This is a genomic window from Thermogemmatispora onikobensis, from assembly GCF_001748285.1.
Classification (GTDB): domain Bacteria; phylum Chloroflexota; class Ktedonobacteria; order Ktedonobacterales; family Ktedonobacteraceae; genus Thermogemmatispora; species Thermogemmatispora onikobensis.
This window is the reverse complement of the sequence record NZ_BDGT01000008.1, coordinates 70906-84936: the sequence shown is the minus strand read 5'-3', so window position 1 is coordinate 84936 and position 14031 is coordinate 70906. Positions and strand designations below refer to the sequence as shown.

Below are 14031 nucleotides of genomic sequence, written 5' to 3'. Positions count from 1 at the left end.
GCGGCCTGATTCCTGCCAGCTGCCAGCCCAACAGAAGGGAGCAGACGAAGCGAGCTGTCTCAAGGGGGCCGGGCTGGAAGACAAGACAGGTCCTGGAGAAAGAGCGAGACAACTGCCTATGGGAGCAGAATCGCGGCCAATCCGGGCCGCCATCGATATCGGCAGCAACACGATACACCTCGTAGTTGCTCGTTGCTGGCCTGATTACCTGGACATTCTTGCCGATGAGCTTGACCTTACCCGTCTTGGAGAAAGCGTCAACGTCAGCGGGGCGATCTCCGAAGAGAAGGCAGAACTAGCCTTCGCGGTCATTGCGCAGTACGTGACCCTGGCGCGGCGTCTGGGGGCGGAGACCATCCTTCTGATCGCCACAGAGGCCATTCGCCGGGCCAGCAATCGGGCGGCCTTCCTCGGACGGATTGAGCAGCAAGTCGGGCTTCCCGTAGCCCTTATCAGTGGTGAAGCCGAGGCTGTGCTAACTTTCTATGGGGCCACCTATGAACTCTATCACGCAGGGCGGGCCCCTCTTGACCTCGGGGTCGTTGATCTCGGCGGAGGAAGTACCGAGCTGGTCACTGCCCACGACGGGCGCATCACCTGGCGTCTCTCCCTGCCCATTGGCTCCGGCTGGTTGCTCGATCGCTATCTATCATCTGATCCGCCGACTCGTCAAGAACGGGCCACCGCGCGCACCTTTCTGCAAGATTCCCTGCGCGATCTGGTCATCCCCTTCTACCCGCCTGTGCTGGTTGCCACCGGTGGCAGCGCCAATTCTCTTTGGTTACTGGCTGAGCGCGCCTTTGGCCTGCCAGCTAACCAGCGCTCCCTCAGCGCCGAAGATCTGGCTCAATGCGAGGGATTACTGGCGGCCCTCTCGGCGAGCGAGATCGCCGAGCGCTATGGGCAGCCCTATAAGCGGGCCCGTATTCTCCCTGCTGGCACCCTGATCCTGCGAGCTTTGCTGGCGCGCCTGGGGCTGGATCAGCTACTGATTAGTCCCCACGGCATTCGCGAGGGAGCATTGCTAGCCTACGAGCGCTATGGTCCAGCCTGGCTCTACCGGGTTGAGGATCAAGGAGCCGTCGGCGGCCAGGATCGGAAGAGCCACGAGCAGCGTCAGACAGCCGAAGAGGCTGCCCACGACGATTTCCTTGCCTATGGCCGTCGCCTGCTTACTGAGCGCCTGGAGAAGATGCTCTCCTGGCGCCGTCTCCTCCTCAAGGAAGCAGATGAGGAAGCCGTCCATAAGATGCGCGTGGCTTCGCGGCGTCTACGGGCCGCTCTTGACGCCTATCGTGGCTATCTAGAACCAGTGGCCTTCAAGAAGCTCTATCGCCGCCTCAAAAAAACCGCTGCCCTCCTTGGCGCCGTACGAGACAGCGACGTCCTGCTCCTGAACCTGCACGCACTGCTGACAGAAGCTGAGGCCGAGGATCGTCCTGCCCTCCTTTGGCTGCTGGCCGTGCTGGAAGAGCAGCGCGGTCAGCAGGTCGCTGCCCTGGAGGAGCATCTACGCGAGCTAGACGGCGAAGCGCTACGCGCGCAGCTGCTGGCCTGCTTTGCAGGAGAGGAGTGCTAAGAATGGCCAAAGCCCAGCCTGTCAAAGGTCTTGATCCCTGCGCACCCGCTGCCCACAATGCCCGTCTGATCGCCCTGCAGCGTCTGGAGGAACTCTATGGCTGGAGCCAGGCGGCGGACGATCCGCACGACACGCGGCGCCAGCATCACCTGCGCATTGCCGTCAAGCGGCTCCGCTACACCCTGGAACTGTTCCAGGAAGTCTTACCGGAAGAATGTCAGGCGGTGCTGGCAGAGCTGGAGCAGTTGCAGGAAGAGCTGGGGAGGCTCCACGATCACGATGTTCTTATTGCCTTACTCAAAGGAGTATTGACCAGGGCTGAGGGAGACGCCATTGACGAGACTGCTCAACTTATATCTTTGCCGCCGGCTCTGGGGGAGCCGCCGCTCGCCATTCAGGGGAGTCTGTGCCACCTCCTGCCGCGTCTTCTGGAAGAGCGTGAGAGACATTTCCTTGCTTTTCGCCAACATTGGCAGGAGCTTGAAGCTCGGCACTTCCGACAAGAGCTGCAAGTCCTCTTACGGAGCTAGCGTCGCCCACTTGCCTTCGCAATTTAGTGCCTCTCTGTACAGCAGTCTTCGTCAATCTGGTGTACAATAAGAACAGGTAAAGGGAAAGTAAACGCCAGGTTAAAACTATGCTACAAAGCATGGTCGCTTGAAGAGCGTGGCGTATAAAGGTGGGTATACCGCATGCATTCCATAGAAGATCAATTAGAGTGGTGGCAACTCCCTCAGCCCACACCCGAAGAGTTGCAGCTCAGCGGGGGATTGCAAGTCGAAGACTGGCCCCATGCCCGTCATGTGGCGCGTCTCTCCTTGCAGCTCTTTGTAGCCACAGAACCGTTGCATGGACTTGATGACAAAGCGCAGCGCCTGCTAGAGCGGGCAGCCCTCTTACACAACACAGGGATGCTCGTTGAAGAGCGGCGTCATCACAAGCACTCCTTCCGTCTCATCAAGGAGACCCCACTCCCTGACTTTAGCGATGAGGAGCGGCACGAAATTGCCTGCATTGCGCGCTACCATCGGCGAGCCTTGCCGAGTCTGGCGCACGAAGAATATGCGGTCATGAGTCGCCCAGCGCGCAAGCGCGTCTCCATGCTTGCAGCTCTCTTACGCATTGCCGATGCCCTCGACTACAATCACGATGCTCGTGTGTTGCGTCTGGCCAGTGTGTCCGAGGAGTGCACCCGGGAGCGCTGGACGATTCAACTCTGGACGCGCCCCCTGGCTGATCTTGACGAAGAGCTTGACCAGGCTCACGAGAAAGCCGATCTGTTCGAGAAAGTCTTCAAGCGAAAGCTGCGTTTTCATATTGCAGCGGCGGAGTGAAGGGAGGGCCGAAATGGATAACCTTGTCGGCCCGCCGTTGCTCCTGCTCCGCCGTTTCTCGCTTCACTCCGCTGCTCCTCGCCATTGATCTGTCTGTCTGCCCGCCTTTTTAGGTACTCAAGCGAGTTGGTGCAGCACAATAGCGGCTCCGCAGGTGAAGTCTGGATGAATCCAGAGGACTGGCTGGGGCTGCTCCCGGAGCAGATAGGTGACGCCGTGCTGGTCAAGGTAGCGCCGGGCCGCTTGCAGATCAGTGACCTCCAGCGTCATCCGACAGAGGTTCTCACCCACTGTCTGGAGAAAAGGCGCCACACTCCCTGGCTCTGGCCACAACTGGCCCAGGCCAGGGAGCGAGTCAGCGGGTGTATTGTTGGCCAGCGGCAGAGGAGACGCCAGCTCGAAGCTCTGGAAACCATTGCCCAACGGGAAAGCCACCAGGAAGGCTTCCCAGTGCTCGGCCTCGCCTGTATAGGGAGGAGAGGCTTCCAGCCCGTAAATCTGGCTGAAGCGTCGCCGGCCCTCGTCCAGATCGGCCACGGCGATCGCCACGCTGGAGACGCGCACTGCTCCCAAAGGATGGGGGGGTGGTTGGCGCCAGCCAGCAAGGCGGAAACGGCGCTCCTCCCCACTGCTGTCGTGCTGGATGAGAAAAGGATAGTGCTGGGCCAGGTCGGGGCGCTCAATATCGGCGCGCAGCCAGGAGCGAGAGCGGCCATCGGCGGCCCGTAGCTCTCCGCGATTCGGACCCAACACGGGTACCCCGCGCGCCCGCATCCGCTGGCAATCCGTTTCAATCGCATCAGAAGCCAGAGCAAAGTTCCAGTAGCCCTCTCCCTTGGCGAGACGTTCCAACATACTGGGCTGAGCCTCATCCGGCGCCACGACTGTAATCAACTCCAGGTAGGTGTCGCCGATCACAATAATACGATTGGCCGTCCCGGCGGCGGGATGGCGCCCACCGCCAGAGACGCTCAAGCCCAGCTGCTCAGAGAAGAGAGCACTGGCCCTCTCCAGATCCTTGACCCCAAGAATCACATGGTCGATACCGGTGAGCATAACCGTTCTCCACCTCTTACCCGTTCAGGACAGACCTGAAGAGTCGCTGGTTCTTTTCACCCGTTCTCACTGGCCTGCTTAAGCCTGCAGCGTGCCGTTCTGCCGTTCGATCTGTTTTCGCTCTTCCGAGTCGGAAACCTCGAACCAGACAGCTACGCTAGAGGACTCTCAGCGAGTTAACCGCGAGTCGAAGTCAGCTCGCGCTCGCGAGCGCGGCGCCCGCCTGGAGCGGTCGCGCCTGCACCGCCGAAGCGTGCTCGTAGCCAGCTCAGACCAAGCTCGCCCTTCTCCCAGATCACCAGCAGCATACTGGCGTTAAAGATTGACGAGTAGGTACCGCTGAAGATACCGAGCAGCAGCGTTCCCGTGAAAGGCCGAATTGAGACACCGCCGAAGAGCGTGAGGGCGGCCAGCGTGAAAAGCACCGTCAGCGAAGTGTTCAGCGAACGGGCCATCGTCTGGATCAGACTGGCATTCACCACCTCCTCGAAGGTTTCGACGGTGCGCCGCTGCATATTCTCGCGGATGCGGTCAAAGACCACGATCGTATCGTGAACAGAGAAGCCGATCACCGTCAGCAGGGCGGTGATGAAGAGTGCGTCAATCTGGAACCCGACGGCCCAGCCCAGGATCGAGGAGACTCCCAGCACCACCAGCACGTCGTGTACCAGCGCGAGCACCGCACAGACACCATAGCGCCAGGGGCGTGGCACCTTGCGGAAGGCGAACCAGATATAGAGCAGGATCAGGATCGAGGCAGCGGCAACTGCCAGAATAGCATTGCGCTGAGTATCTGCCGCCACCGAACCCTGAACAGTGGCCGTCTGGAGCAACTGGACATAGGTCTTGCCCTGATTGATAAAGGCGCTTTCGATCCCGGCCTGCAGATTCGCATCCAGGGGGGTCACCGTCAGAATATTGATCGTCTGGGTCGTGGTCCCCTGGCGGATGTCCATGACCTTGACTGGAATATTGGCCGGGTTACTGCTGGAGCCACTTGACGGCGTAGCGGTGGCCGTAGCGGTAGCGGTGGCCGTGGCCGTCGGAGTCACCTGCTTCGCCTGGACTGTGGCGGTGGCTTGAGCTGCGGCAGTGGCTGTTGCCTTGGTTTGGGCGGTGGCCTGAGCTGCGGCAGTGGCCGTTGCCTTGGTTTGAGCGCTGGCCGTCGGGGTAGGCGTACGAGCGACCGAAGGCCCCGAGGTCGCAGTAGCGGTGGCCGAGGCCGACGAGCCACTGCTAGAGGAAGCGGCCTTCGTCGTATCGGTTGTATTCGGCAGCTTACTCAGAGCTTTGCGGATATCCTCCACCTTGGGGGTAACCCCTTTGGGGAAGTTCGTCACCGTCACAAGCGTGACCTTTTTGCCGCTGTAGACCAGATCATCGAAGGTGATCCCCAGACTTGTGCTGTTGTAGAGTGTCTGCAGGTCCTTCTTAATGGCGTTTTGAACCGTACTATCGATGGTCGTATTCAAGCGCACCCAGACCGTTCCCTTGCCGGCCAGCGTCTGATCGCTGCCGAGCTGGACCTGCACATCCTTCAGAGGGAAAGGTTTGAGCAGGTTCCGTACGGTCGTGATGGTCAGCTGCTTTTCTGGTCGCAGACTGAGGGAAGAACCGCCAGCGAAGTCGATGCCAACGTTCAGCCCTTTGAAGACCAAAGAGATGGCGCCTGGGAAAATCACCAGCAGCGAGAGCGCCAGGAAGAGATAGCGCTTTTCAACGAGCCTGAACACAGCATCCTCCTCTTACAGCGAGCTACGCCGTCCTCCAGTGGCTGCCGCGATCGAGCCGGCGGGCAGACCGAAGAGGGCGGGGTGGTTGATGACGCCTGTCGGCACCAGCACGTTCAAGAAGGTGCGTGTGACAGTGATAGCCGTGAACATGCTGATCAGCACGCCCAGGATGAGCGTAGTAGCGAAACCGCTGATGATCGTTGCGCCGAAGGTATTGCCGAAGAAGAAGAGCACCAGGCACGTGATGATTGTAGAAAAGTTGGAGTCGCGAATTGACGGCCAGGCACGCTTCCAGCCAGCATCGATAGCTGCCGCCAGTAAGCGACCGGCACGTAGCTCTTCCTTGACGCGCTCAAAGATCAAGACATTGGCGTCCACTGCCATACCGATCGAGAGAATGAAGCCGGCGATCCCGGCCAGCGTCAGGGTGACCCCGATGAGCTTAAAGACTGCGAAGGTGAGTCCGGCATAGAGCGCCAGGGCCAGATCGGCCAGCAGACCGGGGAGACGATAGTAGAGCAGCATGAAGAGCACAACCATGCTGAGGCCGATGGCGCCAGCGATCAGGCTCTTCTGAATCGAGTCGGTGCCCAGCGTGGGACCGACGGTCTCCAGACTGGCGATCTTCAGCGCGATGGGCAACGCCCCGTAGCGCAGGACGGTGGCGATAGACTGAGCCTCCTGGAGAGTGAAGCGACCGGTAATGACCCCTGGACCGTTGATAGCGCTCTGAATAACAGCAGACTGGATCACCTTGCGGTCGAGGGTGACGGTCAGATAGTCGCCGATATGCTGCTGAGTGAACTGGCCAAATTTCGAAACGGCGTCACCCTTCATAGCAAAGTTGATCTGCAGCTGGCCCGACGAGTCTGTGCTTACGCCGATCTGGCTGGGGTCGAGATCCTTGCCAGTAAACCAGGGCTTGCCGCCGGGGTTGGTGCTGGTGTATTGGCTGGGATCGAAGGTGCTGTTCTCGGTGAGCGGCGTCGAACCCGTATCCCAGAATTCGAGATTGCCCGCCTGCAGAAGCGTCTGCAGAGCCTGGGTCTGATTGCCCGTGTTAAAGCCCGGCAGCTCCACAGAGATGCTGTATTGATTGCCGTTCTGCTGCACGCGGATGCTTGGTTCTGAGACACCCAGGCCGCCATTGACGCGCTGCTCAATCAGGTTGCGGGCGGCCTGAATAGTCTCGTCGGTCACCTGCTCGTTGGAATTAGCAGGCACCAACAAGGCGCGGACGCCTCCCTGCAGATCCAGTCCCAGATTGACCTTGAAGTCGTGGTTGATCCCCAGAATGTGGATACCCGGCGTAGTGGGCCAGTCAATATAGGCCGCGCAGGCCGCCAGGATGACGATCAGCAGGAGGAGTAGGGCTGTTCCTCTACGCATAGCGTCTACGTTCTCCTCGCTCTCTTCCTGGCGCTCTCCCTCATCCGCTCGCGCAGGCGCTGGCTCTCCTTGCCATCCTGCCTGCCCACGCTGCTGAGATCCCGGGAAAGAAACGCAGGAAAAGAGATATGTATTGGGTTTGACCAGCGCCTGCCGAAACGCGCAGAAACCACTCCCTCACTGGTGGGCTGTACGGAGCGGGCCGCTGGTGCGCGTAGGCGGTCGCTGTTGTTCGATTCCTTACAGTTGCTCGCTCTTTCCTCTGTCAAGGCCGTACGATGAGTTCCTGTGCAGTATAGCATAGTTGATGATGCTTGCCTATCCCGGACTCTCAGACTGGCACGCCTGCGATTCTTGGCGCTTCCTTGCCTGGCCTGGCTTTGACTGGTTAGTGCCAGGAAAACATCACATTGCCCTAATTAGGGTGCTATTCTCCTCTTGACAGATCAGATAACGGTATGTTATAAATTCGGAAGCTATAACAATAAGTTATAGCCAGTCGGAAGATCGGCAGATCGCCGCCGGACGGGCAAGCGGCTACCCTCTTTCCTCTGAAGGAGTATCATCTTCCTTATGAGAGAAGGGCAAGGGGGCGGAGTGAGCAGCTACTTGCCAGATGTAACCGGGAAAGAAGGAGAGATCATAGCGATGGAAGAAAGAGTCCAAAGCGACAACGGGGCTGACCAACTCGAGTCTCGGAGTATGCCAGCAGGAGGAGATGAACAAGGGCGGCCAGCGCTGGGGAGGACAATCCTGCAGGTTGAGGAGGTAACGCGCAGTCTGCCACTTGGTCACGAACGTATCGAGATTCTGCGCGGTATCAGTTTCAGCGTGCGGCAAGGGGAATTTGTGGCCATTGTGGGGCCCTCGGGGTCGGGCAAGAGCACTTTACTGGGGATCATCGCGGGCCTGGACAATCCAACCAGTGGGCGGGTCCTCATTGACGGTATTGATGTCACGCGCATGAGCGAGGGCAAACTGGCCGCTGTGCGCAACCAGAAAATCGGTATGGTCTTCCAGGCCTTTAACCTGATCCCCACCCTCACAGCCCAAGAGAACGTCGAAATTCCCCTCTATGTTGGCAGGCACAAAGGGTCACCGGCGTCCCGGGCGCGCGAACTTCTGGAGCTGGTTGGTCTCTCCCACCGGCTCAATCACCGTCCGACGCAGCTTTCGGGAGGCGAGCAGCAGCGTGTTGCTGTTGCCCGTGCTCTGGCAACTGACCCTCCGATTGTGATCGCTGACGAGCCAACCGGGAATCTCGACGCCGCCAATGGCGAGAAGTTGCTGCAGCTGATCACTTACCTGCGTCATACTACCGGCAAAACCTTTATTATTGCCACACACGATGCAACAGTGGCCAGCCACGCCGATCGCGCCATTCGCATTGTTGACGGTCGCATTGCCGCGATCGAAGTGCTCAGGGAGGAGGCTATCCGTTCATGAAAGCCTCGCTCTACTTCAAGTATGCCTGGCGTTCGCTGCTGAGAGGCGGTCAGCGCAGCGTGCTGGCAATTCTGTGTATCGCGGTAGGGGTGCTGGCCATTGTCTCGCTGGAGTTGGTTGGCCAGATGATCAATCTGGCTTTGACCAGCAATGTACGTGAGGCCAACGGTGGCGATGTGGCTGTCTCTACCTATGTTCAGCCGTTCAATAGCAAGGATCTGGCTTTCTTTGAGCGCCTCAAAAAGCAGGGGGAGATCAGTGCCTATACCCCAGTGATTGCAGCACAGGCCTCAACAACGCTCTCGGCAGGTGTGGGTGACAGCTTCCAGCTTCTCGTGATTGATCCTCAGACCTACCCCGTAGTTTCCCCGCCTACCTTTCTGCAGCCGTCTGATGGCAGCTTCTCGCGCCTGGTCCAGGGACAGCAGGTGGTGGTCACCAAGAACTTTCTTGATCGGTATCATTACAAGGTTGGGGATAGTCTGACCATCTATGCCAGCTCTACTGAGCCGACCGCGCGCTCTTTCCATGTCACTATTGCCGGCGTCATCGCCAATGAGGGTATAGCCTCCCTGGGAGGCGCTAGAATGTACCTGGCCGCAAGCGCCTATCAGGCAGCTGCCCCTGACCTGCCATTGCTGTATGAAAACATTTATATATCGACAAATAACGATCAGTCGCGGACCGATCGTGTTGTCAAGGAAGTTCAAAACCAGTACTATTATGCCTCAGTGCAGACGGTGACGGATGCTTTGAAGGCTGATGAGCAGCAGGTTGACTATATCCGCAAGTTTCTGGAGGTTGCTGGACTGCTAGCCTTGCTCATTGGCGGTGTTGGCATTGTCCACACCATGCAGGTGCTTCTTCTGCGGCGGCGTACCGAGATTGCCATGCTCAAGACCACTGGCTACCGGCGACGCGATCTCTACCTGCTCTTTGGCCTGGAGGCCGGTCTGCTTGGTCTCATTGGGGGCGTGATTGGCTCGGCCATTGGTCTGGGTGTGAGCCTGTTGGCACGCAACCTGATCAGGCAGCTCTTTATGTTCAACCTGCCAGTCAGCTTCGACCCGCTCATTCTCGGAGGTGGGGTGCTGATCGGTCTGGGAACTGCCCTCATCTTTGGGTTGCTGCCAATTGTCCAGGCGGCTAATATTCGCCCGCTGAGCGTGATCCGTGAGCTTCCAGAGGGCTTGCGTCCTGGCAGCCGGCTTCTTACGGCGGGTTTGCTCTTGCTGCTCTCGCTGCTCTTCTGTGGCATGGCCATTGTCGTGCTCAACAACGATGTTGCGCTGGGGATCGGCGTCGTCTATAGCACGTTCATCTTTCTGGGGCTGCTCAGTCTCTTCTTTGTTCTTGCTGTCATCGTCATTAGTCTGCTGCCGGTTCCAGAGCGACTGAGTGTTGGCTTTCTGGCTTTGATCGTTGTGGCTCTGGTGATTGCCGGCCTGATCACCTTTGTGCTGCCAGTCTTTGGCTCGCTGCTCTTGCTGGCGGCTGCAGCCGGGCTCGTGACAGTCTTTTTGCCTGCGACCTGGAAGGCCAATATTAAGATGGCCTTGCGTAATATTGGGCGTCAGCGGGCCCGTACCACCACGACGATGTTGGCCTTGTTCGTGGGTATCTTCACGATTGGCCTGATTCTGATTCTGGGGCAGGATTTGCGTGATGCCATCAATACGTCGCTGGCGCAGGTCGTCTCGTTCAATGTGATTGCTACCACGAATGATCGCCAGGCTCAGCTGTTAGAGGCACAGTGGAGCAGCGTCCCCGGTATTCAGCGGCGAGAGCATCAGGTGTTGACTTCCTGTTTGCCGCTGACGATCGATGGGGTGCCGCTGCAGACGCTGCTGCGCCAGACTGGAAATGCGTCGCCAAACAGCGTCGAGAATCAGATCGCACTCCTTTATCTGGGAGAGCTGGAGGGCTATGATCTGGCGCATGGGCAAGCTCCGTCTCAAGGAGTCTCCATTGTCCAGGGGCGCAACCTCAGTGCGGCGGATGTGGGCAGCGATAACGTACTCTTGCCGCAGGCTGCTCTCGAGCTTGCTCCTTTGAAGGGTCACCTGCAGCTTGGCAGTAGGCTTACCCTGGTCAGCCAGGACGGCAAAGTTACCCGTACGGTGACGGTGGTGGGCATCTACCGTCCACAGCCAGGGGTTTTCTCCGCTGGAGGGATGCTCGCGCCGTTGAATCTGGTGCAGGCTCTCAGCCCTGGCGGTCAGGCCACCAACGTCTACTACCTGAAGATCGATCCAGCTCAGCTGGACAAGGCCCTCGATCGTATGCAGGCTATTGCTGGTACCATCTCGGTCGCCAATCTGGCGAACCTGGGCGATTATGTCAACCAGTTCCTGAGCTATATCATCCTGACGCTGAGTGCCATCGCCTCGCTCTCGCTCTTTGCGGGGATTGTCATCATTGCTAACGCCGTTGGGCTGGCCATGCTTGAGCGGCGGCGCGAGCTCGGTATTCTCAAGGCGGTGGGCTATACCAGCCGTTCGATCCTGGGTGAGGTCCTGCTTGAAAACGGCACCGTCGCTGGTGTCGGGGCCTTCCTTGCTATGCTGTTGGTTAGCCTGGCGCTCAGCCTGCTTGGTCATTTCGTCTTCAATTTCAATCTGGGCACCAGTGAGGTAATCGTTCTGGCGCTGATTGTCGGGGCGGCGGTCCTCGCGATGGTGGTAGCGGCCTTTGTTGCCTGGGGGGCGGTGCGCGTGCGCCCCCTGGAGGTCCTGCGCTACGAGTGAGAGCGGGTCATTTACACAAGCAAGCAAACGAAAAGGCAGCGCCACCCGCTGTGATGAGAGGAGAGGGGAGCCACAGGAACAGGCCCCCCTCTCTCCTGTGGCTCTCAGGAGCCTGCACTGTGAGGTGCATTTCAAAGCGGTAGGAGCAGCAAGGGGATCTGCATCTCTGCCGGGGTCAGGCCGCCGTGGTGACCCCGGAAGCGCATCTGGAAGCGCCCTTTTTCAAACCACCAGACGCTTTCCCCCTCGTACGGTAAGAGCACGACATTGCCCACGCGCCTCAAAAAGACCTCGCTGGGAGCCTGGCGCCCGAAGAAGTGGGCGGCGATCAGGTCCTGCGTCCGATGGACCTCTGCCCGTCCGGCCAGGGCCTGGCTCAGGAGAGCGAGAGCCTCGTCCAGCGCTTCGTCTCTCACATAGAGGAACATATCGCGCGCCGAGCCTGCGGCAACCAGCGGGCGGCCCTGGCGGGTCGTCCGGAGCAGAGGCACCAGTTCTGGTAGCTGCAGATTCAGATAGAAGGTGGTTTCGGGTTGCACGGGCACCATGCCGTGATCAGCGGTGAACATCAGGAGTGTCTCAGCAAGCTTGCCGTGTAGCGGCTGGTAGAAATGCCTTTCCAGGGTGCTCCAGAACTGGAGAACTGCCTCCTCGAACTCTGGAGAGTCGGGACCGGAGCGGTGACCGGTGGAGTCGATCCCATCGAAGTAGAGCAGATAGTAGGCGGGCCTGGTCTCGTTGGCCTGCGCTGAGAGGAGCTGCTCGCGCAGTTCATCGAGGGCCTGGGAGAGTGTGTCGAAGGCGCAGACACGTGCGCCCCGGAAGACCACGTTAGAGAATGTCGACGGGGTATAGGAACGGTGCTGGAAGATCGTGCTGCGCACGCCGTAGCTCTCCAGCGTCTCGTAAAGCGTCTGTTGTGGATAAAAAGCCGAAGGCGGTAGGCCGCACTGCATCAGCGTGTCGCGTGTGAATTCGCCTGCGTATGAGAAGAGCAGCGGGGCAATCACCTCATCGATTAGCGGCTCGTAGTAGGTCCATTCATAGATCCCGCTCTGACCGACTTCCAGGCCGGTGTGGATGGTGGTCGTGTGGGCTGCTGTGGTCGACGGGAACTGCGACGTAAGCAGCGAGAGCAGGCCCTCGTCGAGGGCCTGGCGGAGCAGCGGATGACGCTCGGCATAGCGCTGCAGGAAGCGCCAGCCAAAGCCATCGATAAAGAAGAGAATCACCCGCTGATAGCGCTGGGGCAGCGCTCCGAAAACGTCGCTGGGCAAGGGACTCTCACCGGCTCCCGTCAGCAAGGTCAGAATAGTGCCTGGAATATTGGCGAAGCAGTAGGAGTCGTAGAGTGGCCTGATGAATGCTTGCGAGAAGTGGGCCTTCTCAACTGCTTGCACAGAAGCTGTATTCAGCATGCTCGATTCGCTTTCCAAGGAGAGGGTCGATGCTGACCTGATTCGTCATATAATAGAGTATACGTAACTCGCCACCTAAAAGATAGGGCATGCAGGCGCAGTCTGTTTCCGCTAAGAGAAAGGATCAAGCCAAAGATGGACTTCGAACTCCCTGAAGAGCACCGACTGGCCTATGAAAGCGCTCTGCAGTTTGCGCTTCGCGAGATCAAGCCTCTGGCCGCAGAGCTTGAGCGCAGCGATGATTTCCCGCGCTGGCTCTGGCGCAAGCTGGCGGACCAGGGCTATACCGGGATAGGCATTCCCGAGAGCTATGGTGGCAGCGGCGGCGATTTCTTGATGGCGGCCCTGGTAGCGCGAGCCATTGGGCGGGCCAATGGGGGCATCGCCATGTCATTTGGGGCGCATCTGAACCTCTGCGCCCATAATATTTTGCGCAATGGAACTGAAGAGCAGAGGCAGCGCTATCTTCCCAGGCTCGCGGCAGCCGAGATGATCGGCGGGCTGGCCCTGACCGAGCCTGACGCTGGCTCCGATGCTATGGGGATTCGTACAACGGCGCGCGCCGTTGATGGAGGGTTCGTGCTTAACGGTACAAAGGTCTTTATCACCAACGGCCCGATCGCCGATCTCCTGATTGTCTATGCCAAAACCAGGCCGGAGGCGGGTAGCCGAGGCATCACAGCCTTCCTCTTCGAGACAAAGACGCCAGGTTACCATGTGGCGCGCAAGATCGAGAAGGTCGGCATGCACGGCTCACCCACAGGGGAGCTGGTCTTTGAGGAGGCCTTTGTGCCAGCGGAAAACGTGCTGGGCCAGGTCAACGAAGGCTATCGTGTCGTGATGAGCGGTCTTGATCTAGAGCGGGCCTTCTTCGCTGTCAGCATTGTGGGAGGGATCGAGGCCGCGCTGGAGCTTTCACTGAAGTACGCTCGTGAGCGTCAGCAATTCGGACAACCCATCGCCAACTTTCAGCTCATTCAAGCCAAGCTGGCCGATATGTACACCGATCTGGAAGCAGCCAGGCTGCTGGCCCATCGAGCCTTGTGGCTGGCCCAGCAGGGACAGCGCGTCAGCAAGGAGGCTGCAGCGGCACTGCTCTTTACGGCCCGTGCCCAGTGGCGGGCGGCAAACGAGGCGCTGCAGATTCATGGCGGCTGGGGGTACACCACCGACTTCGAGGTCGAGCGCATGTGGCGCGATGCGCGCCTGGCAGAGATCGGGGCCGGGACAACCGAGATTCGCCAGCTGATCATTGCGCGCGAGTTGCTGGGTCTGCGCTAGACTTGTGGTGTAGCAGGAGCGCTCTCTTGTCGCAGTGGTCTGCTTGAC

The 14031-nt window shown here is 59.3% G+C and carries 10 protein-coding genes; 6 read left to right on the top strand and 4 right to left on the bottom strand.

Annotation, left to right across the window (positions count from 1 at the left end; translation table 11 throughout):
- Window positions 1–118: 118 nt before the first annotated feature.
- From BGC09_RS05695 to BGC09_RS05685, 3 genes are all read left to right on the top strand, one after another.
- Window positions 119–1579: a Ppx/GppA phosphatase family protein gene (locus tag BGC09_RS05695; RefSeq protein ID WP_069802923.1), complete on the top strand. Its 1461-nt coding sequence runs from the start codon at window positions 119–121 to the stop codon at window positions 1577–1579.
- Window positions 1580–1581: 2 nt separating this feature from the next.
- Complete coding sequence (locus BGC09_RS23375; RefSeq protein ID WP_069802922.1) at window positions 1582–2109, top strand: CHAD domain-containing protein; 528 nt, start codon at window positions 1582–1584, stop codon at window positions 2107–2109.
- 162 nt (window positions 2110–2271) lie between these two features.
- On the top strand, window positions 2272–2913 hold the full coding sequence (locus tag BGC09_RS05685; RefSeq protein ID WP_069802921.1) for an HD domain-containing protein: 642 nt from the start codon (window positions 2272–2274) through the stop codon (window positions 2911–2913).
- Window positions 2914–3030: 117 nt separating this feature from the next.
- Here BGC09_RS05685 and BGC09_RS05680 read toward each other — a convergent pair whose 3' ends face one another.
- From BGC09_RS05680 to secD, 3 genes are all read right to left on the bottom strand, one after another.
- A complete protein-coding gene (locus BGC09_RS05680) occupies window positions 3031–3969 on the bottom strand; it encodes a VOC family protein (RefSeq protein WP_069802920.1) in 939 nt (312 codons plus the stop codon).
- 176 nt (window positions 3970–4145) lie between these two features.
- Complete coding sequence (gene secF / locus BGC09_RS05675) at window positions 4146–5702, bottom strand: protein translocase subunit SecF (protein ID WP_069802919.1); 1557 nt, start codon at window positions 5700–5702, stop codon at window positions 4146–4148.
- A 12-nt stretch (window positions 5703–5714) separates the two neighbouring features.
- The gene (gene secD, locus BGC09_RS05670; protein WP_069802918.1) at window positions 5715–7091 is read right to left on the bottom strand and encodes a protein translocase subunit SecD; all 1377 of its coding nucleotides are present in this window, start codon (window positions 7089–7091) and stop codon (window positions 5715–5717) included.
- 702 nt (window positions 7092–7793) lie between these two features.
- Between secD and BGC09_RS05665 the strand changes: the two genes are divergently transcribed.
- Entirely contained in the window at window positions 7794–8537 is a 744-nt protein-coding gene (locus BGC09_RS05665) for an ABC transporter ATP-binding protein (protein ID WP_069802960.1), read from the top strand.
- Entirely contained in the window at window positions 8534–11284 is a 2751-nt protein-coding gene (locus tag BGC09_RS05660) for an ABC transporter permease (RefSeq protein WP_069802917.1), read from the top strand. Before BGC09_RS05665 ends, BGC09_RS05660 begins: the two co-directional genes overlap by 4 nt.
- Before the next feature lie 131 nt (window positions 11285–11415).
- Here the strand turns inward: BGC09_RS05660 and BGC09_RS05655 are convergent, their stop codons facing one another.
- Window positions 11416–12702 (bottom strand): alkaline phosphatase family protein, encoded by a 1287-nt coding sequence (locus tag BGC09_RS05655; protein WP_069802916.1) that lies wholly within the window; start codon window positions 12700–12702, stop codon window positions 11416–11418.
- A 135-nt stretch (window positions 12703–12837) separates the two neighbouring features.
- Here BGC09_RS05655 and BGC09_RS05650 point away from each other — a divergent pair, with 135 nt between their 5' ends.
- Window positions 12838–13983, top strand: coding sequence for an acyl-CoA dehydrogenase family protein (locus BGC09_RS05650; protein ID WP_069802915.1), 1146 nt, complete (start codon window positions 12838–12840; stop codon window positions 13981–13983).
- Window positions 13984–14031: the final 48 nt, after the last annotated feature.

What these genes read in the sequence shown, in the direction of transcription:
- BGC09_RS05695 (WP_069802923.1), top strand. Translation starts at nt 119, where the DNA reads ATGGGAGCAGAATCGCGGCCAATCCGGGCCGCCATCGATATCGGCAGC.
- BGC09_RS23375 (WP_069802922.1), top strand. Translation starts at nt 1,582, where the DNA reads ATGGCCAAAGCCCAGCCTGTCAAAGGTCTTGATCCCTGCGCACCCGCT.
- BGC09_RS05685 (WP_069802921.1), top strand. Translation starts at nt 2,272, where the DNA reads ATGCATTCCATAGAAGATCAATTAGAGTGGTGGCAACTCCCTCAGCCC.
- BGC09_RS05680 (WP_069802920.1), bottom strand. Translation starts at nt 3,969, where the DNA reads ATGCTCACCGGTATCGACCATGTGATTCTTGGGGTCAAGGATCTGGAG.
- secD (WP_069802918.1), bottom strand. Translation starts at nt 7,091, where the DNA reads ATGCGTAGAGGAACAGCCCTACTCCTCCTGCTGATCGTCATCCTGGCG.
- BGC09_RS05665 (WP_069802960.1), top strand. Translation starts at nt 7,794, where the DNA reads ATGCCAGCAGGAGGAGATGAACAAGGGCGGCCAGCGCTGGGGAGGACA.
- BGC09_RS05660 (WP_069802917.1), top strand. Translation starts at nt 8,534, where the DNA reads ATGAAAGCCTCGCTCTACTTCAAGTATGCCTGGCGTTCGCTGCTGAGA.
- BGC09_RS05655 (WP_069802916.1), bottom strand. Translation starts at nt 12,702, where the DNA reads ATGCTGAATACAGCTTCTGTGCAAGCAGTTGAGAAGGCCCACTTCTCG.
- BGC09_RS05650 (WP_069802915.1), top strand. Translation starts at nt 12,838, where the DNA reads ATGGACTTCGAACTCCCTGAAGAGCACCGACTGGCCTATGAAAGCGCT.